Raw genomic sequence first — 25458 nt, forward strand, 5'->3', positions numbered from 1 at the left:
TCAGCTGACCTGCAGGTTGCAGCGTGCCAACGTCGTCGACATGAGACGACGAACCTTCCTCACCGCCACCGCCGCCTCCGCTCTGACGGCTGCCCTACCGCTCTCAGCGTCCGCGGCGACCGAGCTGACACTCCGCCTGCCCGCTCCCACCGGCCGCCTGCCAGTCGGTACGACGACCCGCGCACTGGTCGACCGGGACCGCTCCGACCCGTGGAACGGCGCACCCACCCGTGAGATCGCGCTGACGATCTTCTACCCTGCCGCCGTCGTACGTGGGTACCAACGCGCGCCACAGCTCGCACCGGCCGCAGCAGACGTCTTCAAGGGACTTGACGCCGGTGTCCTCCATCCGGAGCTGCCGACCAGTGGAGTGAACTGGGCCGCCACGCTGACCCATTCGTACGTCGATGCACCGGCCCTGCCCGGGCCGCGACCCACGCTGCTCTACAGCCCAGGTGGTGCAGACCCCCGCACCATCGGCACCTCCGCAGCGGAGGAGCTGGCCAGTCACGGGTACGTCGTACTCACGCTTGACCACCCGGGCGAGGCGAGTGAGGTGGTGTTCCCGGACGGACGGCTACGGGTCATCGAGATCGGACCGGACGTGCAGACGGACCCAGTGCGGTCGCGCCTGATGATGGACACGCGTTTCGCCGACCTGCGGTTCGTGTTCGACCACCTGTCGGATCTGCACGAGTCGATCGACCTGCGTCGTGTCGGTGTCTACGGACACTCAGCTGGTGGTGCCACCGCGGCTGTGTCGCTGGAGCACCCACAGGTCCGCGCGGCCGCCAATCTGGAGGGCTACCTGGACACGCTGGACGGTGAGCTCTATCCGATCGCCCAGCACGGCACCCGCAAGCCGCTGCTGCTCGGTGGGACGGACGGGTTCCGCGACGAGCGTTTCGACCGCACGTGGTCGGCCGTGCTCTCACACGGCGGTCCGGTACGGCAGGTGCAGTTGCCCGACGCGAACCACTGGATCTGGACGGACTACGCCGCGTTCGCGCCGCAACTGCAGTCCGCCGACCTGATGACGGCTACCGCGCGGGCCAAGCTGGTCGGTGCGTCGCGCTGCGGCGTACCCGCCGTACGACGACTGGTTCGAGAGTTCTTCGACCGGTCCCTAACCTTTTCGGGATAGTCGGCATCGAGGTGGATGACACGACTCCTCCGAAGGGGGCTGTATGACCAGGTGGCGGATCGCCGCGGGCGCGCTGGGCGCGGCGATGACGGCAGCAGCGCTCGTGCCTGTACCGGTTCAGGCCGCGGCCGGACAGGCGAGTGCCGCCCGTGCGATGACACTGGGCACAGTGACCGTGCAGGGCGATCACAAGTTCCAGCGGATCACCGCGACCACACCAGTGACGGCGTCAAAGCCGACGGTCGGGCCGAAGGCGCTGTTCCCGGTGGACCGGGTGCGGCTCGCGACCTCTGTCGGTTGGGAGCCGGATCCGCCGGTGGCCATGCTGGACCGGGGGTACGTGGTGATGGGGACGGACCTGTACCGGTTCAGCTACGCCACCATCGACGGTCAGCTCGACCCTGACTCGGTCCAGAAGTCGAAGGTGGGCGGCGGCTGGATCCACCAGACGTATCTGGAGCAGTCGACGTACTACGGGACCAAGACGCGTACCAACACCTACGCGTTGCAGGGCGACGTCGTGACGCGCTGGACCGTGGAGGGGTCCGCCTGGCGCGCCAAAGCGACGTACACCGGGTTCTCGGCGGTCAAGACGATGACACTGATCAGTCAGACCCGCAGCTACGACACGTTCCTCGCCAACACCCGCGGCGGGGCGCTGTACACAATCCGCATCCCGCTCACCGGCAAGCCCGTGGTGAAGAAGGTGCGTGCGTCGACGTGGCAGGGTTTCGAGACGCTCATCGCAGAGAAGTGCGGTTCGCAGAGCACACTGCTGCTGGCCATCGACACGGACACGCGGCGCGGCTACCTGTACGCCGTCAGCCACGCCAACGGGACCGCCACCGTCATCAAGGGCCTGGGCACGGTGGGCGACCAACTCGCCGCCCCCGAGGACAAGACGTACTTCCGCTCCTACCCCGGCAGCTCCGAAGCCGACTGGCTCCTGTACGGCGAGTAGTGGCCACTCCTCACACGAGGGGATATCCCTCCGCGTTGTGGCTTCTCCCCTGGTATGCGAGGGGATAAGCCACCACACGGGTGGATATCCCCTCGTGTGGTCAGAGGTCTACGAGGTCCAGGAGCTGGCCTAGTTCGGGTGGGTCGAGTTCGCGGAGCTGACCGGTGTGGAGGTTGCCGCGGCGGACCGGGCCGATCGCGGTACGAGTCAACCGCTTCACCGGGTGACCGACCGCGTCGAACATCCGGCGGACGATCCGGTTGCGGCCCTCGTGGAGCGACATCTCCACGAGGGTGCGGCCGGGCACCGTGGAGACGATCTTCACCGTGTCCGCGCGGGCCGGGCCGTCGTCGAGCTCGATACCGTCCAGGAGCGCATGCAGTACAACCGGTTTGACGTTGCCCTCGACCTCGGCGACGTACGTCTTGGAGACCTCGTACGACGGATGCGCCAGGCGATGCGCGAACTCGCCGTGGTTCGTGAGCAGCAACAGCCCCTCGGTGTCCGTGTCGAGCCGGCCGATGTGGAACAGCCGCTCGGGCCGGTCCTCGACGAAGTCCGCGATGCACGGGCGCCCTTGCGGGTCGGACATCGTGGTCACGACGCCGCGGGGCTTGTTCAGGACCAGGTACACGTTCGCACTCACCGGCGGAATCCGCGCGCCGTCGACCCGGATGACCGCCGTCTCAGGATCCACCCGGACCCCGAACTCCGTCACCACCCGCCCGTCGACCTCGACCCGCCCCTCCTCGATCAGAATCTCCGAACTCCGCCGAGAAGCCACCCCCGCCCGAGCCAAAACCTTCTGCAACCGAACCCCACCCTCATCCCCCATCCCGCACCCCCACACCATCAGCATCCACATGTACATCCACCGCGTCCACGCCCACCACTTCCACGCCCTCCACGTCCACGTCCTCCGCGAAGGTGTCGTTCGTCGCAGGTGCTGCGGCGTCGTCCGACTCCTCAGCCTCACCGAACCGCACGTCCTCGGCGTACACCCCAGCGGACCTCTCGTCTGCCTCCGCGGACGTGATGTCGGGCGCGGGTGCTGCGGCGTCGTGCGACACCTCAGCCTCACCGGCCGCCGCATCCTCGGCGTACACCCCAGCGGACGCCTCGTCTGCCTCCGCGGAGGTGATGTCGGGCGCGGGTGCTGCTGCGTCGCCTGACTCCTCAGCCTCACCGGCCTGCGTGTCCTCGGCGTACACCCCAGCGGACGCCTCGTCCGCCTCGGTGGAGGTGGTGTCGGGTGTGGGTGTTGCGGTGTCGCTCGGACTCTCGGCCTCGCCGGCCTCCGCGGCTGGTGACGGTTGCTCGTCGGTGGTCGGCGCGGGTGGGAGGGTTTGGGCGGCTAGTTCTTCTTCGATGTCGTCCATGTCGGGGAGGTACGGGGCGAGTTCGGGGAGGTCGTCGAGGGACTGCATTCCCATGCGTTCGAGGAAGTACGTCGTCGTGCGGTACAGGGTCGCCTGCGACTCCGTGTCCGAGCCGGCCTCCTCGACCAGACCGCGGGCGACGAGCGTACGCATCACGCCGTCGACGTTCACCCCACGGATCGCGGAGACCCGCGCCCGGCTGACCGGTTGCTTGTACGCGACCACGGCGAGCGTCTCGAGCGCGGCCTGCGTGAGGCGCGCCTGCTGACCGTCTAGGACGAAGCGTTCGACGTACGGCGCGGCCTCGACGCGGGTGTAGTACCGCCAGCCGCCGCCGATCTCACGCAGGTCGAACCCACGCCCTTGCTCGGTGTACTCCGCCGCCAGCTCCTCCAGCGCCGCACCCACATCACCCGTCGGCCGACCGACTGCACGCGCCATCGTCAGCACCGGCAACGGCTCGTCCGTCACCATCAGAATCGCCTCGAGCGCCCGCCGCATCGTCTCGTCGTCAACAACAACCTCGTCCCCCACGGGCACCGAAGTCTGCCCCGGAGGCAAATGCTCCTCATCCTCCACGCCCGCCCCGTCACCACCCGCCCCAGCAGCCAACTCCCCCGCGTCGTCAGCACCCGCGTCGGCGGACAGCTCGCCCGCCTCGCCAGCGCCCGCTCCGTCAGACAGCTCCTCCGCCTCGTCAGCACGCGCCTCGTCGGTCGCCGCGGGCGACTCCCCCACCACGTCGGCCGCACCCGCCTCGCCAGCGCCCGCGTCTGCGGACAGCTCGCCCGCTCCGTCAGCGCCCGCTCCGTTGGCGCGCGTGTCGTCGGTTGCCTTGGCCGACTCCTCCGTCGCGTCCGTCGCGTCGGTCGCGTCGGTCGCGTCGGTCGCGTCGGTCGCGTCGGTCGGGTCGGGTTGGGGAGAGCTACTTGCCGAATCGGGGGCAAAAACCTCCCCAACCTCCTCGACGGCGGTGGCGTCGGGGGTGGTGGACGGCAGGTCCTCGGGGGACTTGGGGGCTTCCGGGGTGGAGGGGTGGGTGGGGTTGGTCACTGGTTTGCCGTCTCGGATTCGTCTGGGGCGGGTTGGTGGATGTCGGATTCATCGGTAAGGATCTCGCCGGGTTCGAGGAAGTGCGTCTCGTCTTCGACGACCGGGGCCTCACCCGTCTCGTCGGCGGGTTTCGGTTCCTCGTCGAACTCGTCGCTGACGGCGATCTCGCCTTCATCGGTGCCGGTCCACCGAATCGTGAGCTCACCGAGCGGCGTGACCTGGTCGAACGTGACAGCCGCCTCGCGGAACAGCTCCAGCAACGCCAGGAACCGGCAAACTGTGGTGACGGTGTCAGGCGAATCAGCCACCAGCGACCGGAACGTGGTACTCCGCTGCCGCCGCAGCCTGTCGATGATCACCTCCGCCTGCTCCCGCACAGTGACAGCCGGCGCGTGCAGGTGTGCGAGCGAAACCCCAGGCTGTACGTCGTCCTTGGGCGCCATTGCCTTCGCAGCCAGCGCCGCCAACCCCGCCGGATCGAGCCCCAGCAACACCTCGGGCAGGAGCTCCGCGAACCGCGGCTCCACCCCCACAGCCCGCGGGAACCGGCGCGACTCGACCGCCATCCGCTCCTGCACCAGGGCCGCGATCTGCTTGAACGCCCGGTACTGCAACAACCGAGCGAACAACAGGTCCCGCGCCTCGAGCAGGGCGAGGTCCTCGTCGTCCTCGACCTCACCCTTCGGCAGCAACCGCGCCGCCTTCAAATCCAAGAGCGTCGCCGCGATCAGCAGGAACTCCGAGGTCTGGTCGAGGTCCCACTCCGACCCCAGCGCCTTGATGTGCGCGATGAAGTCGTCGGTGATCACCGACAGCGCGATCTCGGTGATGTCCAGCTTGTGCTTCGAGATCAGCTGCAGGAGCAGGTCGAACGGACCCTCGAAGTTCACCAGGTGAACGCTGAACCCCTTGCCCTCGGCAACAGCCGGGGCTTCGTCGGGTCCGAGATCCAGAGGTAACGAGTCCGAGGACACCGTCACTCCGTACCCTTGAGCTCCGCGGCCCGGTCGTCGGACGCGCGCAGCCGGCGGACCAGGACCGAGTCCGGACCGTGGTCGACGAAGTCGGCGAGCAGGACGTCGATCGCCTCGCGGACGATCCGGCCCCGGTCGGCCGTCAGGCTGTGCTCCGCGCGGAGCGCGAGTCTGGTCTGTTCCAGGCCGAGCAGCTCTTCCTCCGTCACGTACACGGTGATCTTCGTGTCGTGGCGGATCCGACCACTCGACTTCCGGTCGTCGACGACCGCGGTCCGGGACCGCACAGAAGTGGACGGTCCGTCGGTGGTGGTGCGCTTCTCGGGTCTGGTCTGCTTCGGTGCCGCACCCCCGAAGAGTTCACTGGCACCTGGCAGGCTCACCCGGCGGGACAACGCGCCAGCACCTCCTTGGCAAGGTCGCGGTACTGCGTAGCCGCTTGGGACGAGGGCGCGTACGTCGTGATCGGTTCGCCGACGACCGTGGTCTCGGGGAACTTGACGGTACGCCGGATGACGGTGTGGAAGACGCGTTCGTCGAAGGCCTGGACCACCCGGTCGAGGACCTCCCGGGCGTGCGTCGTGCGCCCGTCGAACATGGTGCCGAGGATCCCGACGATCTCCAGCTTCGGGTTCAGCCGGTCCTGTACTTTCGCGATCGTGTCGGTGAGCATCGCCAGGCCGCGGAGCGCGAAGAACTCGCACTCGAGCGGTACGACGATGCCGTTCGACGCGGTCAGCGCGTTCACGGTGAGCAGACCGAGCGACGGGGCGCAGTCGATCAGGATCACGTCGTACAGCGGGATGATCGGGTCCAGCACCCGCTGCAGCGTGTACTCGCGGGCGACCTCCTGGACCAGCTGGACCTCGGCCGCGGACAGGTCGATGTTGGCCGGCAGCAGGTCGAGGTTCTCCACGCGAGTCGCCTGGATCACCTCGTCCGGGGTGATGTCGCGCTGCATCAGCAGGTTGTACACCGACAGCTCGAGGTCGTGCGGCTGTACGCCGAGGCCGATCGAGGCGGACCCCTGCGGGTCGAAGTCGATCAGCAGCACCTTGCGACCGGTCTCGGCGATCGCCGCGCCGAGGTTGATCGTGGTGGTGGTCTTGCCGACGCCACCCTTCTGGTTGCACATCGCGATCACCTGCGCCGGACCGGTCTTGGTCGGTGGCAGCGGCACCGGCAGGTCCGGCAGCGGCCGGCCGGTCGGCCCGATCTTGTGACGCGGACCGTTCGGGTCGTTCACGGGTGCAAGGTCCTCCGCGGTGAGCTTGGCCGTCGGCTTCGGCATCTCCGCATAGTTGTCGGGCAGGCCCCGCGGCGCCGTGGGCGCCGGCCGCGGCGGGCTGCTGGGTGGAGTCGTCGGTGGCATGCTGATCGGCTGGGCCGGCTCCGGTACCGGAAGGTGGCCCATCACGTGTTCGGTGCCCGGGAATGTCGACTCGTTCATGACTCGTCAAACCTTTCAACCGATACGGGCGATCCCAGCGACTGTAAGCGTGCATTCAAGCACTCTCAACCAGCCACTCCGCACCGGGGTGGGGCTGTTTGTCGACAAAGCTCCGAACTCGGCCGATCACCCTCCCCGGATCACCGGCCGTGACGAGATGATCGCACACCGTCCATGCATCCGGCTCACCGGGGGTAGCGCTCAGGAGGACAGCGCCCGCGGGTGCGAGGTGGCGTAGACCTCGCGGAGCTTGTCGACCGTCACCAGCGTGTAGACCTGCGTCGTAGTGACGGATGCGTGTCCCAGCAACTCCTGGACCACGCGTACGTCGGCGCCGCCGTCGAGCAGATGTGTCGCGTACGAGTGCCGCAGCGTGTGGGGGGAGATCTCCTTCGAGATCCCGGCCCGCTGGGCAGCGCGACGCAGTACCGTCCAAGCGCTCTGCCGGGACAGGCGGCCGCCGCGGGCGTTCAGGAAGAGCGCAGGGGTGCCGCGACCGCGTGACACCAGCTCAGGGCGCCCACGGACCAGGTACGCCGACAGCGCGTCGCGGGCGTACGTGCCGACAGGCACGACCCGCTCCTTGCTGCCCTTACCGCGCAGCAGCACCGCACCGGCGTCCAGGTCGATGTCGTCGACGTCCAGCCCGACCGCCTCCGAGATACGCGCCCCCGTGCCGTACAGAAACTCCAGCAACGCCGCATCCCGCGTTGCCAGCACAGCAGGCTCCGCCTCGGCTCCTGCGGCGGCTGAGAGGATCCTGGTCACCTCGTCGACCGACAGAGCCTTCGGCAGTCGCTGCGGCGGCACAGGTGGTTTCACTGCCGCCGCAGGGTCCACTGCGCTCAGTCCCTCGCGCACACAGAACTTGTGGAAGCCCCGGACCGCCACCACGGTCCGGCCCGCACTGGACGCGGTCAGCGGCGGGTGGTCGGCGTCGCCTTCACGCAGCCGCATCAAGAAGCCGCTGACCACAGCCTCCGTGATCCGGGCGAGGCTGTCGATCTCCGAGGCCGCGAGGTAGCCGCCGTACCGGCGCAGGTCCCGCCGGTACGACGCCAACGTGTTGGCGGCCAGGCCGCGCTCGACCGTGAGGTGGTCGAGGTACGCGCTGACCGCCCGTGCGATGTCGCTCAGACCAGCACCTCGTCGAGCTTCAGCTGCGACAGGTCATGCGCGTCGGCGACCGGACCGTACGTGACGTGCCCGTCGAACGTGTTCAGGCCGAGCGCCAGGCTGTGGTCCTGCTTCAGCGCCTCCCGCCACCCGAGGTTCGCCAGCTCGATCGCGTACGGCAGCGTCACATTGGTGAGCGCGTACGTCGACGTGTTCGGCACTGCACCGGGCATGTTGGCGACGCAGTAGAACAGCGAGTTGTGCACCTTGTAGACCGGGTCCGCATGCGTGGTCGGACGTGAGTCCTCGAAGCAGCCGCCCTGGTCGATCGCGATGTCGACCAGCACGCTGCCCGGCTTCATCCGGCTGACCATGTCGTTGGTGACCAGCTTCGGCGCCTTCGCACCGACCACCAGCACCGCACCGATGACCAGGTCGGCCTCGAGCACTGCCTTCTCGATCTCGAAGGCGTTCGACGCGATCGTCAGCAGGTGGCCCTGGTAGATCTGGTCGGCCTGCCGCAGCCGTGCGATGTTGCGGTCGAACAGCTGCACCTGTGCCTGCATACCGAGTGCGATCGCGGCCGCGTTCATGCCGGAGACACCGGCGCCGAGGATGACCACACGGGCCGGGTGTACGCCGGACACGCCGCCGAGCAGCACGCCACGGCCGCCGCCCTGCGCCATCAGGTGGTACGCACCGGACTGCGGCGCCAGCCGGCCGGCGACCTCGCTCATCGGCGCCAGCAACGGCAGAGTGCCGTCCGGCAGCTGGACTGTCTCGTAGGCGATTCCGGTGATGCCGGATCGCAGCAGCGCGTCGGTGGTCTCCTGGCTGGCGGCGAGGTGCAGGTACGTGAACAGCACCTGGTCCTTGCGCATCCGGTGGTACTCCTCCGCCACCGGCTCCTTCACCTTGAGCACCAGCTCCGCGTCGGCCCAGACGTCGTCCGCCTCTGGCACGATGCGCGCCCCGGCTGCGACGAACTCGTCGTCCGGGATCAGCGAACCGGCGCCCGCCCCCTGCTCGATCAGAACCTCGTGCCCGCTGCGCACGAACTCGTGCACACCGGACGGCGTGATCGCCACCCGATACTCGTGGTTCTTGACTTCTTTCGGTACTCCGACCTTCACAACTCGCCCTTCTTTCACGCTCCAGGTGTGCGGCCCACGTCGTTGTGTCCGCGGCCCGGCGGTTGAGGGGTATGCCGCTAGGTCGCTGCCGAGTGTAAGCCCGCGGGGTTCATACCAGCCGATCGGATGGTCTGATCGTCACGCGACACACTGCGAGTACTCCGGCATTAATCCAATGGAAGCATTCCGGCAAAATATCCCGTCCATTCATGCACCTCTCAACTACTTGGACGGCGCCGGATCGCCCGGCGTACGGCGGCGTACGGCGAATGCGGACGGGAAGTTCTCGACTACCTTCCGCGTCCGACGTACGGCTGACGTGGCAACGATCATTGACGGGCATTCGTAGCCGTCAGGGATGCTGTGGAATGGCACCCGCCCGCCCCGGGTTGCACGTTGAGGGACGTCCGACGACAGGAGTAGGCAGTGGCGATGGAACTGGGACGCTACGGAATCTGGCACGGCGGCCAGCACTACGGCCCGGAGCTCGCGGCGGGACTGGAGCAGGCGGGGTACGGCGCCCTGTGGCTGGGCAGCTCACCCGAGGGCGATCTGCGCGACGCCGAGGTGTTGCTGGCCGCAACGAGTTCGGTTGCCGTCGGCACCAGCATCGTCAACATGTGGAAGTCCCCGGCGGCCGACGTCGCGGCGTCGTACCACCGGTTGGAGGACGAGCATCCCGGGCGGTTCCTGCTCGGCGTCGGGATCGGGCACCGGGAGGCCACCGGCGAGTACAAGTCGCCGTACCAGACGATCGTCGGGTACCTCGACGAACTGGACGACGCGAAGGTGCCGGCCGATCGGCGCGCACTGGCCGCGCTCGGGCCGAAGGTGCTGCAACTGTCCGGCGCGCGGACGGCCGGAGCGCTCCCCTACCTGACCACTCCGGAACACACCCGGGAAGCGCGGCGCACCCTCGGCGGCGGAGTGCTGCTCGCTCCGGAGCAGATGGTCGTTCTCGAAACCGATCCCGAGATCGCGCGCGCGACGGCCCGCGACCGGTTGGCGCCGTACCTGCAGCTGAGCAACTACACGACGAACTTCAAGCGCCTCGGTTTCACCGACGACGACTTCGCGGACGGCGGCAGCGACCGGCTCGTCGACGCGATGGTCCTGCACGGCTCCGCGGTCGAGGTCGCAGCGGGCCTGAAGGCCCACCTGGACGCGGGCGCCGACCACGTCGCGATCCAGCAACTGGGCCACGAGGGGATCGACCTGCTACCGGGTTACGAGGCGCTGGCAACCGTTCTCCAGTAGGTGCTGAAACAGCCTCTTGATTCCCGGCCAGAACGGGGGACTATCAGCAGTAGATGCACCACATCGGGGTGGTGCATGTTGGAGGTGTTCTCATGACTGAGCGACACGAGTTGCGTTGGGGAGGCATCGCCGGGCTGGCCTTCGTCGTCCTGGCGGTGCTGGGCAGGTTCCTCCCGGGCAACCCTCCCACAGTGGACGAGTCCAACGGGACGATCTCGTCCTGGATCGCCGACAACCGCGGCTTGATCCTGACCAGCGCGCTGATGTGGGCCGCAGCGGGCGGGTTGGTGATCTGGTTCGCGTCCGCGTTCGCCGAGGCGATCCGCGAGCGCGACGAGCGCAGTGATGTGCACCTGGCGCTGCTTGCCGGGTCGGTGCTGGTAGGTGGAGCGATCTTCGTGAACGCGGCCATCACCGGTGCGACCGCCTTCGCCATCAACGGCCGGGACGCCGGGCTGACCATGGCGATGTACGAGCTCAGCGCGGTGATGACCACGATGATCGGCTTCGCCGCGGCGCTGCCGTTGGCCGCGGCCGGCCTGGGCGTGATGCGGACGCACCTGATGCCGAACTGGCTCGGCTATCTGGCCTTGCTGGCCGCAGTGGTGTCGTTCGCCGGTTCGTTCGGCATCTTCGCCTCCAACGGCGCGTTCGTTGCCGGCGGCTTCCTGATGACCGGCATCCCGTTGCTGCTCTCGGCCGTGTGGATCGCCTGCGCCGGCGGCTACATGGTCCGCGAACACCTCCCAGAGGTCACAGCAGGCGAAGGCATCGTTCCGCAGATGTAGAGGAGGGTCTAGCGCATCGTGAAGTCGGCGAAGTCGAAGCCCGGTGACACGATGCAGGACACCAGGACCGGCTCGTCGCCGGCGGGTCGGGCTGCTTGCCATGCGCCCGCAGGTATCACCACCTGCGGGTGCTGTCCGGCTCGCACGTCCGCTCCGAGGGTGACCGTCTGATCGTCGTACTCCAGCGTCAACGGCCCGCCCGAGTGCCACAGCCACAGCTCCGTCGACCGCACGCGGTGCGATCGCGACTCCTCCCCCGGCGCGAGCAGGAAGTAGATCGCGGTCGCGCTGGCCCGAGTTCCGTCGTACCCCTCGGGCTCGAACTCGACGGGCGAGCGCCACGTCTCCCGGTACCAGCCGCCCTCCGGGTGCGGTTCGAGATCCAGTAGTGCGGCCAACTCCGGCTTCTCCATGCCCCGATTCTCGGGCAGAGTGCGGTCCATGACCGAGCTGCCCTCCGAGTACCACCGCCGTCTGCCGTACGGCGAACGCATGTCAGCCGAACCGTTGCTCGGCTCCCCCTTCTTCCCGTTCGAGGGTGACCTGCAGGTGGTGCCGCTGGCCGATCCGGTGCTGCCCGAACCGGCACGACGCGGCGAGGACGGCGGTCAGCCGTGCCCGAAGTGTGCGGACCCGGACGGGTCCGCGATCTGGCGCGACGAGCAGTGGTCGCTGAAGGCGTTCGAGCCGACCGGTCTGCCGCTCGTGGCGATCCTCGAGCCGCGCGACCATTACCGTCTCGACAACCTGCCACCAGAGCTGACCGCCACTCTCGGCTCCGTGATCCAGCGCGTGGCGAAAGCGATCCAGAGCATCGACAGCGTCGGCCGGACGCACTTCAATCGGTGGGGCGACGGCAGCGAGCACTTCCATCTGTGGTTCCTCGCCCGTCCGCTCGGCATGATGCAACTGCGCGGCGCGATGATCGCCGCCTGGGACGACATGCTCCCGAAGATCCCCACCGCCGAGTTCACCGCAAACACCCGCCTGGTCGCCGCCACCCTGGCCGAGGACGGCGGCGAGGTTGTCATCCAGTAGCGATGGCGAACAGCCGTAGGTCGCGGTTCTTCGGAAGCGTGACGCGGGGTTCAGCGGCCGAAGCTGGTCCATCTGTGCGGGGTGCTGTCGGCCCTGCGTGCGCCGGCCTCCACCGGCCGCCCGGTCTGCTGCGCCGGCATGGAGTTCACGGTTTCCTTCACGATCCGCGCCGCGTCGTCGACGCGCTCGCAGGCCGCGGCCACGCGTTCCTGGACATCGGACATTCTGAGGTGCGGCTCCCCGGAGAGTTGCTGGAACTCCGTACGGACGTCGTTCGCCAGTCGCCCGCGCAGTTCTGCCAGTGCGTCACGGACCGGCTCGAAGTCGTCCCGCAAGACGGCTGCCAGTTTCGCGTCGACGACCGTCTCGAAGACCTGCTCTCGCGGCGCCTTGAGCAGGTCGCGGACCGCGTTGTCGGTCCACTCGCCGCACGCCCGCGCGTACTGATCGGCAAGAGACACAGCCGCGTCCTCGGCGACCGGCTGCCCGAGCTCGCGTGGCATGACGTCCCGAAGACGCGAGCCCAGCTCGGGGCTGAGCCGGTAGCAGATCCGGTCGCCGTTGATGGCCCAGTCCGCGTGCCGCAGCCCGTCGTTCAGGAACTGATCCGCCTCGGTGCCGGCATCGAGCCTCATCTCGACAGGTTTGCCCGGCTCGGTCTGACGGTCCTCGATGCGCTTGTCCAGCGCCGTGAAGGTGACCGCCCGAATCGCATGCCGGAGCTCGTCCACCTCTTCCATGGTCATCGAGCGACCCCGTTCCGCAGCCGTCTCGAAGGCACGGCCGACCGTGTCGTCGAACGCCATCGAACCGTCGGCCTGCACCTGCCCCACAGGGCCGGTCGATGCGTCGAACGACACGCCGGCCATGTTGTGGTGGACCGGGAGCTCGCCCCCGTCGATGACGTTCACCACGAGCTTGTCGAGCATTCTCTTCGCACCAGGCGATGGCTGCCACATCGCACTGACGCTAGCGAGCACACAGGCCACTCACCACGTGGAGCAAGTAACGATGTCCCAACGGGCCAGCGGTCCTCGCAGGTTGTGGCGGGGTTGGGGAGGGTTTTCTACCCGATCCGGGACAGGATCCTCCCCAACACGGTCGTATCAGATTCTGGGAGCGGCGTCAGTTGTCCTTCGCCGGCCAGGGGGCGTCGGCTGGGCGGAGGGTTTCGAATCCGGGGCCGTTGAGGGCGGTCCAGGCGGCCAGGGCGCCCATGATGAGGATGGGGTTCTGGAGGTGGCCGGCGAGGGCGGCACCTACTACGTCGATGAGGGGGGCCCAGAGGGTTTCCATGTCGGCCTCCTCGTGCACCCGCTCGAACGACTCTGGCGCCGGTGACAGGTCGCGGGCCAGGAAGATCCGGACCGCCTCATTCGTCAGGCCGGGTGAGGTGAACGCGTCGACCAGGATCCGCCAGTCGGCGGCCTTGGTGGCGGTCTCCTCCCACAGTTCGCGCTCGGCGCCCAGGCGGTACTGCTCCCCCTGGACGTCGAGCAGCCCGGCCGGCGCCTCGAGCAGCTTGTAGCCGACCGGGTGCCGGTACTGGCGTACGAGCAGCATCCGGTTGTTCTCGTCGAGGGCGACCACACCGACGGCTCCGGGGTGTACGACGACATCTCGGACGAACGCGTCACCGCTGGGCGGTTCGATGGTGTCCCGGCGTACCGAGATCACGCGGCCGGTCTCGTGCACGGTCTCGGAGGCGGAGACCGGCCAGCGCTCGGGCTGATCCGCCAGCCCCGCGCCGAACCGGAGCTCCGGGTAGTCGGTCATCGAGCCTTGACCGTCTCAGCCTTGACCTTCTCGGCGCCAACCTTCTTGGCGGCGGGCTTCGGGTCCTCGACCGGGAGGCGGGACTCACGCTGCCGCTCGATGGCGGCCGCGACCAGGCCGGAGAACAGCGGGTGCGGCTTGGTCGGCCGCGACCGCAGCTCCGGGTGCGCCTGCGTGGCCACGAAGTACGGGTGCACGGAGCGGTCCAGCTCGATGAACTCGACCAGCTCGTTGTCCGGCGACAGGCCGCTGAACACCAGGCCGGCCGTCTCGAGCTTGTCCCGGTATGCGTTGTTGACCTCGTAGCGGTGCCGGTGCCGTTCCTGCACCGACGGGGCGCCGTACAGCGAGCGGACGATCGAGCCGTCGGCCAGGTTCGCCGGGTACAGCCCGAGCCGCATCGTGCCGCCCAGGTCGCCGGAGCCGTCGACGATGTGCTTCTGCTCCTCCATCGTCGCGATCACCGGCTGCTCCGCGTCCGGGTCGAACTCGCTGGAGTTCGCGTCCACCAGACCGGCCAGGTCACGCGCCACCTCGATCACCATGCACTGCAGGCCGAGGCACAGCCCGAGGATCGGGACGCCCTGCTCGCGGGCGTACCGGATCGCGCCGATCTTGCCCTCGATCCCGCGCACCCCGAATCCGCCCGGGATGCAGATCGCGTCGACGTCACCGAGCAGCCGGGCCGCGGCTTCGGGCGTGGCGCATTCGTCGGAGGCGATCCAGCGCAGGTTCACGCGGGCGTCGTTGTCGAACCCGCCTGCGCGCAGCGCCTCGGCGACCGACAGGTACGCGTCCGGGAGGTCGATGTACTTGCCGACGAGCGCGACCGTGACCTCGTCCTTCGGGTGGTGCACGACCCGCAGCAGCTCGTCCCAGCGGGTCCAGTCGACGTCGCGGAACTGCAGGTTCAAGCGGCGTACGACGTACGCGTCCAGACCCTCGGCATGCACGACCTTCGGGATGTCGTAGATCGACGGCGCGTCGACCGCGGCCACCACGGCCTCGACGTCGACGTCGCACATCAGCGAGATCTTGCGCTTCACGCTGTCCGGGATCGGCCGGTCGGCGCGGCACACGATCGCGTCGGGCTGGATACCGATCGAGCGCAGCGCGGCGACCGAGTGCTGGGTCGGCTTGGTCTTCAGCTCACCGCTCGGCGCCATGTACGGCACCAGCGAGATGTGCAGGAAGAACACGTTGTCGCGGCCGACGTCGTGCCGGACCTGCCGGGCCGCCTCGAGGAACGGCAGCGACTCGATGTCGCCGACGGTGCCGCCGATCTCGTGCAGTACGACGTCCACATCCGGGCCCGCCATCGCGAGCATCCGTTCCTTGATCTCGTTGGTGATGTGCGGGATCACCTGGACGGTGTCGCCGAGGTACTCGCCGCGGCGCTCCTTGGCGATCACGCTCGAGTAGATCTGGCCGGTGGTGACGTTCGCGACCTGGGAGAGGTCCCGGTCGAGGAAACGCTCGTAGTGCCCGATGTCCAGGTCGGTCTCGGCGCCGTCGTTGGTGACGAACACCTCGCCGTGCTGGAACGGGTTCATGGTGCCGGGATCCACGTTGAGATACGGATCCAGCTTCTGCATCGTGACGCGGATGCCCCGAGCCGTCAGCAGACTGCCGAGGCTGGACGCCGTCAGTCCCTTGCCGAGACTGGATGCCACGCCACCGGTGACGAATACGTGCTTGGTCTGCTGCGAATTGGAAGCCCTGTCCACGGGTCTCCAGCCTACCGCTTGTCAACCACCGGTCGCGACGAGACCCGCGTAGATGTCGAGCAGATTCTTCGCCACCGCGTCCTCGTCCATCCATCTGGAGGCCAACTCCCGGCCCCGTGTCCGCATAGCGTTCGCGGTGTCGGGCTCTGCCAGAACGGCCCGTACTCCGTCCGCCAACCCGTCCGCGTCAGCGGGAAACGCCAGTACGGCGCTGTCCCCGACCAACTCGGGTACGCCGCCGACCGCGGTGGCCACGACCGGTACGCCGACCTGCATCGCCTCCTGCAGGACGAGCGCGCGCGCCTCCCAGTGCGATGTGAGCAGAAACACATCGGACGCACCCAGCAGATCGGCCACGTCGTTGCGGTGACCGAGCAACCGGACCGGGAGCTGCTCCGCGTCGATCCGCGCCTGCAGGTTGTCCCGCAGCGGCCCGTCGCCGACGACCACGAACACCGCGTGCGGAGTCGACTCGTGTACGCGAGCAGCAACGGACAGCAAGGTCGGGTAGTCCTTCTGCGGCGCCAGACGACCCACAGTGAGCACCATGGGCTGGTCGCCGATCCCCAGCTCCCGCCGTACGCCGGCACGCGACTTACGGATCCGTGGCAGCGCCGGAGCGGCCACAGGTGCCAGCTGCGCGTTGCGGGCGCCAAGGCTCTTGGCCAGCTCCACGAGGTCGGTGGACGCACCCAGCGTCAGGTCGGCGCCTCTGGCAACCAGCCGCTGCCCCATCCGCATCACGAGGCCCCGTGGACCTGGCGCGATGACCGCGTTGTGCCAGGTGACGACTAGCGGGCGCAGCCGGGACCTGTCCCGCAGCGCAGTCATGCCGGCGCGGTAGCCGTGCGCGTGGATGACGTCGCAGTCACGCAGCCCGGCCGCCTGGGAGACAACGGTCGCCGGGGCGAAGTCGAAGTGCTCGGCCGTCCCCGGTGGAGCGCACACCACGACCTCGTGCCCCGCACTCACGAACCGTGGCACCAGCGAGGCAACGTGCTGCCCGATGCCGCCCCGCGACTCCGCGAGCAGCAGCCCGATCCTCATGGTTTCTCCCGTCGTACCAGTGCGCGAGCGTCCGCGCGATCCAATGCAAGCACGACCACGGCGTACACGACGACGGCGGCCAGCCCGGAGAGGAGGGCGAACGCCACGGCCTTGCCCACTCCACCCTCCGCTGCGGGCAGTGCGACCGCCCAGCCGGCTGCACCGGCCAGCACAGCACCTGCCAGTGCAGTGAGATGAGCGCGTGGTACTCCTGCCAGTACAGCTGGTCCAGCCTCACGGCGCAGGACCAGGAGCAGTACGACGGCGCCTACGACCATGCCGACCGACATCGCGGCCGCCAGCGCCGGTACGGCGTCCCAGCGGGCCGTGAGCACCACACCGGCTACTGCAACGAGGATCCACGCCGCGGACGTCACCACAGCCACCTCACGTCCGGAGTGCCGGGCGTAGAGCACTCGGCCGACATGCATCAGTACGGCGAACCCGATGGCAGCTGGGGCGAATGCGACGAGTCCGTTGGCCAGTGAGGTCGCCTTGGCCTCCTGCACCGCGCCGTCGTCGTACGCGAAGATCCTGGCGACCGGTACCGCCGTACCGACCAGCAATGCGGCACCAGCGCCACCAGCGAGCATCACTGCGCGAGTGGACGCGGCGGCGTAGCGGTCGAAGCCCTCCCCTGCCTCGAAGGCTGCTGCCAGACGTGGGAAGACGGCTGTGGTGATCGGCACGGCCAGCACTGCGTACGGCAGGAGGTACACCGCGTTGGCCCACGTGTAGACAGCAATGCTCCCTGCTGCGCCACGGTGGTTGGCCAGGTACGTCGTGACGACGAAGGTGAGCTGTTGCGCGACCAGTACTGCTAGGCCGGCGAGTGCGAGCTTCCGCAGTACCGGACCGACTCCCGGATCCAGTCGGAGCGTCGGTCTGATCGGCAGGCGGAGCAGGAGCATCGGGACGAGCACTGTGAGGGCCAGCGCGAGGACGCCGGCCGTAGTGCCCCAGGCCAGTAGGTCGGTGGCTCCTTGCGAGGCCGAGTCCGCGTCAGGCGCCGTACCGGCGAACAGGAAGTAGGTCCCGACGACCACGAGGCTCGAGATCAGCGGCGCCCACGCACCGGCCGCGAAACGCTTGTGAGACTGGAGAACAGCGGTCGCGACCACTGCCACGGCGTACCCGAAGACCTGCGGCACGAAGATCGCCAGCATCCGGGTCGCGGTCGCCGTGGAGCTCGCGCAGTCGGCGCCGGGAGCGAGCATCGCGTCGGTGTACTGCCCCGCCAGAACCCAAGCCAGCAAGGCGACCGGCGCCAGCAGCACGAACGACCAGGACAGCAACGCCCCGATGATCCGGCCCTGCGCCGCCCGATCGCCGCGCGCGACCGGCCCGGCCAGCACCGGAATGACCGCGCCCGCCAGCGCCCCACCGGCGACCACTTCGAAGAGAATGTTGGGCAGCTGATTGGCCGTTGTGTAGGCCTCAGCCAAACAGCCCGCGCCGACAGTTTTCGAGAACACCAACCATCGGCCGAAGCCGACAACCCGCGCCAGAACGGTGACGGCCGCAACAATCAGGGCCGCGCGGGCGAGCCGGCTCACCTGGGTCGACGGCCCCACTGGTCGATCTTGTCGAGGACCGGGGTGTCGGCGATGACCTTGGTGAAGCTGACCTTCTCGCTGGCCAGGTTGAGGCCGACAACAGCCGCCAGCACGAGCGCCTTCAGCGGGCGCGGGAGCGACGCCGCAAGCGCCGTACCAGTGATGGCGCCGAGGCCGTTCGCGCCGCAGTCGCCCAGCATCGAGCGTTCGCCGAGGTCGGACGGGGCGGACGCCGCGGCAGCGCCGACGACGGCACCGGCCGGACCGTTCACGACGGCGAGCGGTGCGTTCAGCGCGGTCACGGCCTTGAGCGCGCGTCCCGGCCGCAGGTCGAGGAGGTTGGTGAGGTTCGCCGTACCGGCGATCAAGGCGCCGTCGGCAACGACCCCGGCGAAGGCCTTCACCCCGCGCGACTTCCGCGGCAGCAACGCGGCGGCCGCGAGACCGGCCACGCCGACACCAAGAATCTTCACCGCACCGCTCGTCACCTCGCCGTGCTTCAACGCGCTCAGGTGACCGCGGAAACCTTTGGCCTGCGTGGTCCCGCGCAGATCGTCGTACGCACCGACCGCACCCGACAGCGCGCCCGCCACCAGCGCGGCAGCCTTCACCTTGCCGCTGCCGCGGGACGCCGCGACGCCGGCCAGCGCACCGAGCACCGCCACCGGACCCTCGAGCAGCGTCACCGGCTCACCGCGGTGATTGGTCCGCTCGAACGGCTCCCGGGTCTCCTTGGGCAGCTTCTCCGCTGCGCGCTCGAGCCCGGCAGTAGCGGCCGCCGCGATGGCGGCGCTCAGAATTCCCACATCAGTTGCCCTTCGTCTGAACGGCCGACGGCGCGACGCCGTTCTTCGCGTTGATCGCGCCGTACTGCCCCACCTTGCCCTCCGCCTGCTCGACCAGCGAGAAGACGACGGTCGCCTGTCCGGCGGGGATGTCGGCCACGTCCACCGAAGAAACGATCTTGGTGGCCTCGGAGTCACTCCGCAAGGCCTTGAGGATTCCGCCGTCGGACGCGGTCACCGGCGTGCCCGCGACCACGACACCGGCGCTACCGGTGTCCAGGCCCTCGATGAAGTCGACACTGTCGTTATACGTCGAGTTGTCCGGGAGCGGCGTCGGCGGCTTCGCGGCGATCACCAGGACGAGGCTCGCCCGGTCCTTGATCTGCGACGGCTTCAGCGACAGCAGCTTCGCGCCGGTCATCCCGCTGATCACCTTGGTCGAGTCCGCGTCGCCGGTCTTGCCCTCTTCCTTGGCCGCGATCCCGCGCGCCAGCAGCAGCCCGGCTCGCTGGTAGGTCGTACTGTCCGTCGGGATCTGCATGTCCGCGGTGACGAGCTGGTTGACCAGCGACTCGACCAGCTGCCGCTGACCGGTGTCGAACAGCTTCGCGTCCAGCGCGACCTTCGTGGTGACGACGGCGCCGGCCTGCTCGACCTCGTTCTGCACGCTGTTGACCAGGTCGTTGTCGGCGTTCGGCATCGTGACGATCGCGAGCTTCCGGCCGGTGAGCTTGCCGCTGGTCATCCCGGCGGTGACCTTGGCGACGTAGTCGTCGCGGTACTTGTCGAGCGCCTTCACCTGCACCAGTTCGGCGCGGGCGTCGGCCAGCTGCTGACGGTCCTTCTCGGCCTGGCTCGCGACGAGTTCGCTGCCGGTGCCCTTCAACGGTCCGGCGCCGAGCACCACACCGGCACCCAGGGCGAAGAAGATCGCCACGATAGAGACGATGTGGTAGCGAAAGTCGATCACGTGAACAGCTCCCGGATCCAGTAGACGAAGTCGCCCCAGCGCGCCCGCAGGATCGACCAGACGACGTCGTCGGCCCCGATGGCGACCATCGCCATCCCGAGCGCGAACAGGCCGGCCACCATCAAGGCAACCACCTGGAACGTCGAGACCCGGCTGCGGTACAGCCGGGAGACGCCCTTGGCGTCGACCAGCTTGGCACCGACCCGCAACCGGGTGATGAACGTACTCGCCATGCCGGGGCGCCCCTTGTCGAGGAACTCCACCAGCGAGTTGTGGGTGCCGACCGCGACGATCAGCGAGGCCCCCTTGGAATCGGCCAGCAGCATCGCGATGTCCTCGCTGGTGCCGGCGGCCGGAAACTCGATCGATTCCACCCCGAGCCGCTCGAGCCGCTCGGCGCCGGGCGCGCGGCCGTCACGATACGCGTGCACGACCACCTCGGCGCCGCACTTCAGGGTCTCGTCCTTCACCGAGTCCATGTCGCCGAGGATCAGGTCCGGGACGAACCCGTTCTCGACCAGCGCGTCCGCACCGCCGTCGACACCGATCAGCACCGGCCGGTACTCGCGGATGTAGGACTTCAGCGCGACCAGGTCCTCGCGGTAGTCGTACCCGCGGACCACGATCAGGACGTGTTTGCCCTCCATCGGCGTGTGGATCGCCGGTACGCCGACACCGTCGAGCAGCAGGTCCTTCTCGCGGCGCAGGTACTCGAGCGTGTTCGCGGTGAACGCCTCGAGCTGGGTGGACAGCCCGGCGCGGGCGTCGTCCATCAGCTCCGCGACCGACTTGCTGTCCTGGGACAGGCCCTTCGCGACCGCCTCGTGACCGCGGTACAGCGTGCCGTCGTCGAGCCGGACCTGTTCGCCCTCGTGCAGGACCGAGAAGACCTCGCGGCCGACGCCGTCGACGAGCGGGATGCCGGCCTCGATGAGGATCTCCGGCCCGAGGTTCGGGTACCGCCCGCTGATCGAGTCGGCCACGTTCACCACCGCGGCGACCCGGCAGTCGACCAGGGCCTCGGCGCTCACCCGGTCCAGGTCCACGTGATCGATGACCGCGATCTCACCCGGCCGGAGCCGTTTGGTGAGATTCTTGGTACGTCGATCCAGCCGGACCACGCCGGTGATGCCGGGCAGTTCAGTGGGGCGTGCTCTCCGCAGGCTGGGCAGTTTCATCGCACCCTCATCCTGCCATGTCAAGAGCCCCTTCCCGGGCCATTTACCCGGCCCGGCCCTTGTTCACGCACCGAATTAACGGTGACTATGTGTGTTTCGGGGCGTCAAATCATCCTTTGGAACGACTCTTCCGGCGCGGCTTGTGCCGTTCGGCGGCCAGCGCGAGCAGTTCCTCCGCGTGCGCCTGCGCGGCGTCCGAGTTCTCCAGCCCGGCCATCATCCGGGACAGTTCCTTCAACCGCGCGTCGTCGTCCAGCGCCACCAGACCGCTCGTGGTCACCGACCCGTCGTCGCTCTTCAGTACGACGGCATGACGGTCCGCGAACGCGGCGACCTGCGGCAGGTGCGTCACCACGATCACCTGGGTCTTCTCCGCCAGCCGGGCCAGCCGCTTGCCGACCTCGACCGCGGCGCGGCCGCCGATCCCGGCGTCGATCTCGTCGAACACCAACGTGGGCACGGGGTGCGTGTCCGACAGGATCACCTCGAGCGCGAGCATCACCCGCGACAACTCACCACCGGATGCGGCCTTCTGCAGCGGGCGCGCCGGGCTCCCCGGGTTCGCCGCGAAACAGAACTCGACCTCGTCGATGCCGAACGGGCCGGCGGTCGTCTCGTGCACCTCGACCGACAGCTTCGCGTGCGGCATCGCCAGCCCGGTCAGCTCCTCGGACACCGCGACACCGAGCCGTGCGGCCGCCTCGATCCGGGCGTCCCGCATCTGCCGGCCGAGGTCCGCGAGTTTCGCGTCCAGCTCGGCCAGCTCGACCGTCAACTGCTCGACGCGCTCGTCGCTGCCGTCGAGCTCGGCCAGCCGGTTCGCCGACCGCTTCGTCCAGTCCAGCACCTCGTCGACGGTGCCCTGCTCGCCGCCGTACTTGCGCACCAGCCCGTGCAGCAAGGAACGTCGCTCACTCACCACAGCCAGCCGCGCCGGATCGGTGTCGATATCGGCGGCGTACGACGAGAGCTCGCCGGCCAGATCCGCTGCCAGGTAGCCCAGTTCGCCGGCTCGGTCCGCCAGCTCGGCCAGCTTCGCATCGTGGTCGCGCTCGGCGTCCAGCACCTGCTTCGCCAACGAGAGCAGTCCGAGTACGTCGTTCGGCCGGGTCGAGTCGAGGTCCTCCGACGCCAGCGCATCCGCCGCGTTCGTGGCCGCCGTACGCAGACCGTCCGCGTACGCGAGGCGATCCTCCTCGGCCGCGAGCTCGCTGTCCTCGCCGGGCAGCGGCTCCGCTTTCGCGATCTCGTTCAGACCGAACCGCAGCAGGTCCGCCTCGGCGAGGCGATCACGCTCACGGGTGGTCAGCTCGATCAGCTCGGCCTCGACCTCACGGTGCCGCTTGTACGCGGCGGCGTACTCCTGCAGCGGCACCAGAACCGCCTTGCCCGCAAAGGTGTCCAGCGTTTCGCGCTGCCGCGCCGGCTGCAACAGCCGCCACTGGTCCGCCTGACCGTGGATCGCGACGAGATCCCCGGAAACCTCGCCCAGCACGGAAACGGGGACGGACGCGCCGCCGAGGAAGGCGCGCGAACGGCCCTCCGACGACAGCTCGCGCGCGATCAGCAACTCGTCGTCGTCCAGCTCGCCGCCACGGTCCTCGGCCTGCTGCACGATCGCCCGCGGTACGTTGCTCGCGCGCCCTTCCACCCGCGCCCGGCGCGTCCCGTGCCGCACCAGACCGCTGTCCGCACGGCCGCCGAGGAGCATGTTCACCCCGGTCACGACCATCGTCTTGCCGGCACCGGTCTCACCCGTGACCGCGGTGAAACCCGGGTCGAGGTCCAACGTCGCGTCCTCGATCACGCCCAGCCCAGTGATGCGGATCTCCGAAAGCATTGTCAGTTCTCCTGTTGGCCGTTGCCGTTGCCGTTGCGTTTGCGTTCGGCGGCCCCACGCCAGCCGAGCACCGGGAGGTCGAACTTCGCCACCAGCCGATCGGTGAACGGCGCCTCGTGAGCCCGGGCCAGCCGGACCGGCGTCGAACCCCGCCGTACCTGGATCTCGGCGCCGGGCGGCACCTCGACCATCCGCCGGCCGTCGCACCACAGCACGCCGCGCCCGTGCCAGGACGGGACCAGCTCGATCGACAGCCGCGACGTCGGCGCCACCACGATCGGCCGGGAGAAGAGTGCGTGCGCGCTCAGCGGCACCATCAGGATCGCCTCGACCTCGGGCCAGACGATCGGTCCGCCCGCGGAGAAGGAGTACGCCGTACTCCCGGTCGGCGTCGCGACCACGACGCCGTCACAGCCGTACCGGGACAGCGGCCGGTCGTCCACCTCGACCAGGACCTCGAGCATCTTCTCCCGGGCCGCCTTCTCGACACTCGCCTCGTTCAGCGCCCAGGTCTCGAAGATCAGGTCGTCGTCCAGCCGTACGTCGACCGCCAGCGTCATCCGCTCCTCGACCGTGTAGCTGCGGTCCACCACCACCTGGACGATCCGCTCCAGGTCGTCGACCTCGGCCTCGGCCAGGAACCCGACGTGGCCCAGGTTCACCCCGAGCACCGGCGTACCGTGCGGGCGGGCGAGCTCCGCGCCGCGCAGGATCGAGCCGTCGCCGCCGAGCACCATGATCAGCTCGACGTCGTTCGCCGCCTTCTCCGGGTCGTCGACGATCTCCACCGGTTCGAGCTTGAGCTCCTCGGCCTCACCACCGAGCAGCCGGACCAGCACCCCGGCGTCGGTCAGCAGCCGGTGCGCCTCACGCGCGACCTCGACCGCCTGCTCCCGGCCGGTGTGCGTCACCAACAGCACGCGCCGCGGCTCGTGCTCAGCCACCCATGCCTCCACTCTCCTGCATTCCCGCCCCACCGCCCCGGTCGGTCATTGCGGTCCGCGCTCGACGGCGGTCAGCAGCATCGTCTCATCGAGGGCCGGTGCTTCCCGGCGTATCCACAGGAAGTATTCGACATTTCCTGACGGTCCAGGTAACGGGCTGGCCGCTACGCCTTCGATTCCCCAGCCCAGGGCGTGCGCCTTGGCGGCGACCGTCCGGACCGCTTCGGCGCGCAGTTCGGGGTCCCGGACCACGCCGCCCTTGCCCAGCCGCTCCTTGCCGACCTCGAACTGCGGCTTCACCATCAGCACCAGCTCGCCGTCCGGCTTCACCACCCCGAGCAGCGCCGGCAGCACCAGCGTGAGGCTTATGAAACTGAGGTCGCTGACCACGAGATCAACCGGCTCACCACCGATGTCCTCCAGCGTCAGCGTCCGGACGTTGGTCCGGTCCATCACGGTGACCCGCTCGTCGGTCTGCAACGCCCACACCAACTGGCCGTACCCGACATCGACGGCGATCACGTGCGCCGCCTCGTTGCGCAGCAGTACGTCGGTGAATCCGCCGGTGGACGCACCGGCGTCGAGCGTACGGCGGCCCTTGACCTGAACACCCGGGAACGCTTCGAGGGCGCCGATCAGCTTGTGCGCGCCGCGGCTCGCGTAGCCGGGGTCCTCGTGCTCGGACGTGTCGACGACGATCGGCGCATCCGCACCCACCCCGGTCGCGGGTTTGCCGGCAACGGCCCCGGAGACCTTCACCTTGCCGGCCGCGATCAGTTCGCTCGCGTGCTCACGGGAGCGCGCGAGCCCACGCCGTACCAGCTCGGCATCGAGCCGCGACCGCTTGACTCCCTTGGCCACTCGAGGTTTCCGCTAGCTCCGGTCGCCCTGCTCGGCGTCGGCCTCGACCAAGGCGGTCTGCAGCCGCTCGTGCAGGTCGGCGTACACCTCACCGTGCTCACTCACCGGCTTCTCCCGCAACTCGTCCAACCGAGCCATCGTCTCCTCGACCAACGGATGACCGCCCTCTTCCTCGCTGGACTGGCTCGCCGGGTCCTCGTACGCGGGGTCTTCGTACGCCGGGTCCTCGGCGGAGGCGGCCTCGAAGGAGTGCTCGTACTCCTGCCCCGGGGCGCGCGCGAACTCAGGACCGAACTCGACCGCAGCGGGATCCACGTGCTCGACCACCTCCTGCGCAACGTCCTGGGCCACGTCCTGGGCGCCCGGCTCGGTGTCGTAGTCGGGGTGCGCCTGCGTCTCCTCGGACTGGTACGGGTCGAAGCCAGGCTCGACGTCCGGGTCCATGTCCGGTGGGAGCTGCTCGCCGGGATGCTCGGTCATG

The 25458-nt window shown here is 68.9% G+C and carries 26 protein-coding genes; 5 read left to right on the forward strand and 21 right to left on the reverse strand.

All coding sequences use genetic code 11. From position 1 onward, the window contains the following. Positions 1 to 40: 40 nt before the first annotated feature. Both ACWF0M_RS23700 and ACWF0M_RS23705 read left to right on the forward strand, forming a co-directional pair. On the forward strand, positions 41 to 1144 hold the full coding sequence (locus ACWF0M_RS23700; protein ID WP_452237869.1) for an alpha/beta hydrolase: 1104 nt from the start codon (positions 41 to 43) through the stop codon (positions 1142 to 1144). A gap of 43 nt (positions 1145 to 1187) precedes the next feature. Then, positions 1188 to 2105 (forward strand): hypothetical protein, encoded by a 918-nt coding sequence (locus ACWF0M_RS23705; RefSeq protein ID WP_452237870.1) that lies wholly within the window; start codon positions 1188 to 1190, stop codon positions 2103 to 2105. A gap of 100 nt (positions 2106 to 2205) precedes the next feature. Here the strand turns inward: ACWF0M_RS23705 and ACWF0M_RS23710 are convergent, their stop codons facing one another. The 8 genes from ACWF0M_RS23710 to ACWF0M_RS23745 all read right to left on the reverse strand — a co-directional run bounded on the left by ACWF0M_RS23710 (position 2206) and on the right by ACWF0M_RS23745 (position 9585). Then, complete coding sequence (locus ACWF0M_RS23710; RefSeq protein ID WP_452237871.1) at positions 2206 to 2940, reverse strand: pseudouridine synthase; 735 nt, start codon at positions 2938 to 2940, stop codon at positions 2206 to 2208. After that, entirely contained in the window at positions 2930 to 4537 is a 1608-nt protein-coding gene (gene scpB, locus ACWF0M_RS23715; protein ID WP_452237872.1) for an SMC-Scp complex subunit ScpB, read from the reverse strand. The genes ACWF0M_RS23710 and scpB overlap by 11 nt, the downstream gene beginning before the upstream one ends. Beyond that, entirely contained in the window at positions 4534 to 5511 is a 978-nt protein-coding gene (locus ACWF0M_RS23720; RefSeq protein ID WP_452237873.1) for a segregation and condensation protein A, read from the reverse strand. Before ACWF0M_RS23720 ends, scpB begins: the two co-directional genes overlap by 4 nt. Positions 5512 to 5513: 2 nt before the next feature. Continuing rightward, on the reverse strand, positions 5514 to 5906 hold the full coding sequence (locus tag ACWF0M_RS23725) for a hypothetical protein (RefSeq protein ID WP_452237874.1): 393 nt from the start codon (positions 5904 to 5906) through the stop codon (positions 5514 to 5516). After that, a complete protein-coding gene (locus ACWF0M_RS23730) occupies positions 5891 to 6961 on the reverse strand; it encodes a ParA family protein (RefSeq protein WP_452237875.1) in 1071 nt (356 codons plus the stop codon). The genes ACWF0M_RS23725 and ACWF0M_RS23730 overlap by 16 nt, the downstream gene beginning before the upstream one ends. Positions 6962 to 7162: 201 nt before the next feature. Further along, the gene (gene xerD, locus ACWF0M_RS23735) at positions 7163 to 8098 is read right to left on the reverse strand and encodes a site-specific tyrosine recombinase XerD (protein WP_452237902.1); all 936 of its coding nucleotides are present in this window, start codon (positions 8096 to 8098) and stop codon (positions 7163 to 7165) included. Further along, positions 8095 to 9210, reverse strand: coding sequence for an alanine dehydrogenase (gene ald, locus ACWF0M_RS23740; protein WP_452237876.1), 1116 nt, complete (start codon positions 9208 to 9210; stop codon positions 8095 to 8097). The genes xerD and ald overlap by 4 nt, the downstream gene beginning before the upstream one ends. A gap of 222 nt (positions 9211 to 9432) precedes the next feature. Beyond that, entirely contained in the window at positions 9433 to 9585 is a 153-nt protein-coding gene (locus ACWF0M_RS23745; RefSeq protein WP_452237877.1) for a hypothetical protein, read from the reverse strand. Positions 9586 to 9642: 57 nt separating this feature from the next. Between ACWF0M_RS23745 and ACWF0M_RS23750 the strand changes: the two genes are divergently transcribed. Next, on the forward strand, positions 9643 to 10467 hold the full coding sequence (locus ACWF0M_RS23750) for an LLM class F420-dependent oxidoreductase (protein ID WP_452237878.1): 825 nt from the start codon (positions 9643 to 9645) through the stop codon (positions 10465 to 10467). Between the two features lie 92 nt (positions 10468 to 10559). Beyond that, positions 10560 to 11255: a DUF4386 family protein gene (locus tag ACWF0M_RS23755; protein WP_452237879.1), complete on the forward strand. Its 696-nt coding sequence runs from the start codon at positions 10560 to 10562 to the stop codon at positions 11253 to 11255. 8 nt (positions 11256 to 11263) lie between these two features. Here ACWF0M_RS23755 and ACWF0M_RS23760 read toward each other — a convergent pair whose 3' ends face one another. Further along, positions 11264 to 11668 carry a cupin domain-containing protein gene (locus tag ACWF0M_RS23760; protein WP_452237880.1) on the reverse strand — a complete coding sequence of 135 codons (405 nt, stop codon included), beginning with the start codon at positions 11666 to 11668 and terminating at the stop codon, positions 11264 to 11266. A 28-nt stretch (positions 11669 to 11696) separates the two neighbouring features. On the opposite strand from ACWF0M_RS23760, the gene ACWF0M_RS23765 reads away from it, so the two are divergent. Then, positions 11697 to 12293 (forward strand): hypothetical protein, encoded by a 597-nt coding sequence (locus ACWF0M_RS23765; protein ID WP_452237881.1) that lies wholly within the window; start codon positions 11697 to 11699, stop codon positions 12291 to 12293. Positions 12294 to 12343: 50 nt separating this feature from the next. On the opposite strand, the gene ACWF0M_RS23770 is transcribed toward ACWF0M_RS23765, so the two are convergent. The 12 genes from ACWF0M_RS23770 to ACWF0M_RS23825 form a co-directional block, all read right to left on the reverse strand. After that, positions 12344 to 13252 carry a hypothetical protein gene (locus ACWF0M_RS23770; RefSeq protein WP_452237882.1) on the reverse strand — a complete coding sequence of 303 codons (909 nt, stop codon included), beginning with the start codon at positions 13250 to 13252 and terminating at the stop codon, positions 12344 to 12346. A gap of 166 nt (positions 13253 to 13418) precedes the next feature. Then, a complete protein-coding gene (locus tag ACWF0M_RS23775) occupies positions 13419 to 14069 on the reverse strand; it encodes an NUDIX domain-containing protein (protein ID WP_452237883.1) in 651 nt (216 codons plus the stop codon). After that, a complete protein-coding gene (locus tag ACWF0M_RS23780) occupies positions 14066 to 15796 on the reverse strand; it encodes a CTP synthase (protein WP_452237884.1) in 1731 nt (576 codons plus the stop codon). The genes ACWF0M_RS23775 and ACWF0M_RS23780 overlap by 4 nt, the downstream gene beginning before the upstream one ends. 21 nt (positions 15797 to 15817) lie before the next feature. Beyond that, entirely contained in the window at positions 15818 to 16843 is a 1026-nt protein-coding gene (locus ACWF0M_RS23785; protein WP_452237885.1) for a glycosyltransferase family 4 protein, read from the reverse strand. Beyond that, positions 16840 to 18417, reverse strand: a complete 1578-nt coding sequence (murJ, locus tag ACWF0M_RS23790) for a murein biosynthesis integral membrane protein MurJ (protein ID WP_452237886.1) — start codon at positions 18415 to 18417, stop codon at positions 16840 to 16842. The genes ACWF0M_RS23785 and murJ overlap by 4 nt, the downstream gene beginning before the upstream one ends. Then, complete coding sequence (locus ACWF0M_RS23795) at positions 18396 to 19205, reverse strand: hypothetical protein (RefSeq protein WP_452237887.1); 810 nt, start codon at positions 19203 to 19205, stop codon at positions 18396 to 18398. The genes murJ and ACWF0M_RS23795 overlap by 22 nt, the downstream gene beginning before the upstream one ends. A gap of 1 nt (position 19206) precedes the next feature. Further along, positions 19207 to 20154 carry a copper transporter gene (locus ACWF0M_RS23800; protein ID WP_452237888.1) on the reverse strand — a complete coding sequence of 316 codons (948 nt, stop codon included), beginning with the start codon at positions 20152 to 20154 and terminating at the stop codon, positions 19207 to 19209. Beyond that, on the reverse strand, positions 20151 to 21332 hold the full coding sequence (steA, locus tag ACWF0M_RS23805; RefSeq protein WP_452237889.1) for a putative cytokinetic ring protein SteA: 1182 nt from the start codon (positions 21330 to 21332) through the stop codon (positions 20151 to 20153). Before steA ends, ACWF0M_RS23800 begins: the two co-directional genes overlap by 4 nt. A 109-nt stretch (positions 21333 to 21441) precedes the next feature. Further along, the gene (gene recN, locus ACWF0M_RS23810) at positions 21442 to 23172 is read right to left on the reverse strand and encodes a DNA repair protein RecN (protein WP_452237890.1); all 1731 of its coding nucleotides are present in this window, start codon (positions 23170 to 23172) and stop codon (positions 21442 to 21444) included. 2 nt (positions 23173 to 23174) lie between these two features. Further along, positions 23175 to 24116, reverse strand: a complete 942-nt coding sequence (locus tag ACWF0M_RS23815; RefSeq protein WP_452237891.1) for an NAD kinase — start codon at positions 24114 to 24116, stop codon at positions 23175 to 23177. A gap of 45 nt (positions 24117 to 24161) precedes the next feature. Continuing rightward, positions 24162 to 24977 carry a TlyA family RNA methyltransferase gene (locus ACWF0M_RS23820; protein WP_452237892.1) on the reverse strand — a complete coding sequence of 272 codons (816 nt, stop codon included), beginning with the start codon at positions 24975 to 24977 and terminating at the stop codon, positions 24162 to 24164. Between the two features lie 12 nt (positions 24978 to 24989). Next, a complete protein-coding gene (locus tag ACWF0M_RS23825; protein ID WP_452237893.1) occupies positions 24990 to 25457 on the reverse strand; it encodes a hypothetical protein in 468 nt (155 codons plus the stop codon). Position 25458 lies beyond the last annotated feature (1 nt).

The organism is Kribbella sp. NPDC055110, assembly GCF_053607525.1.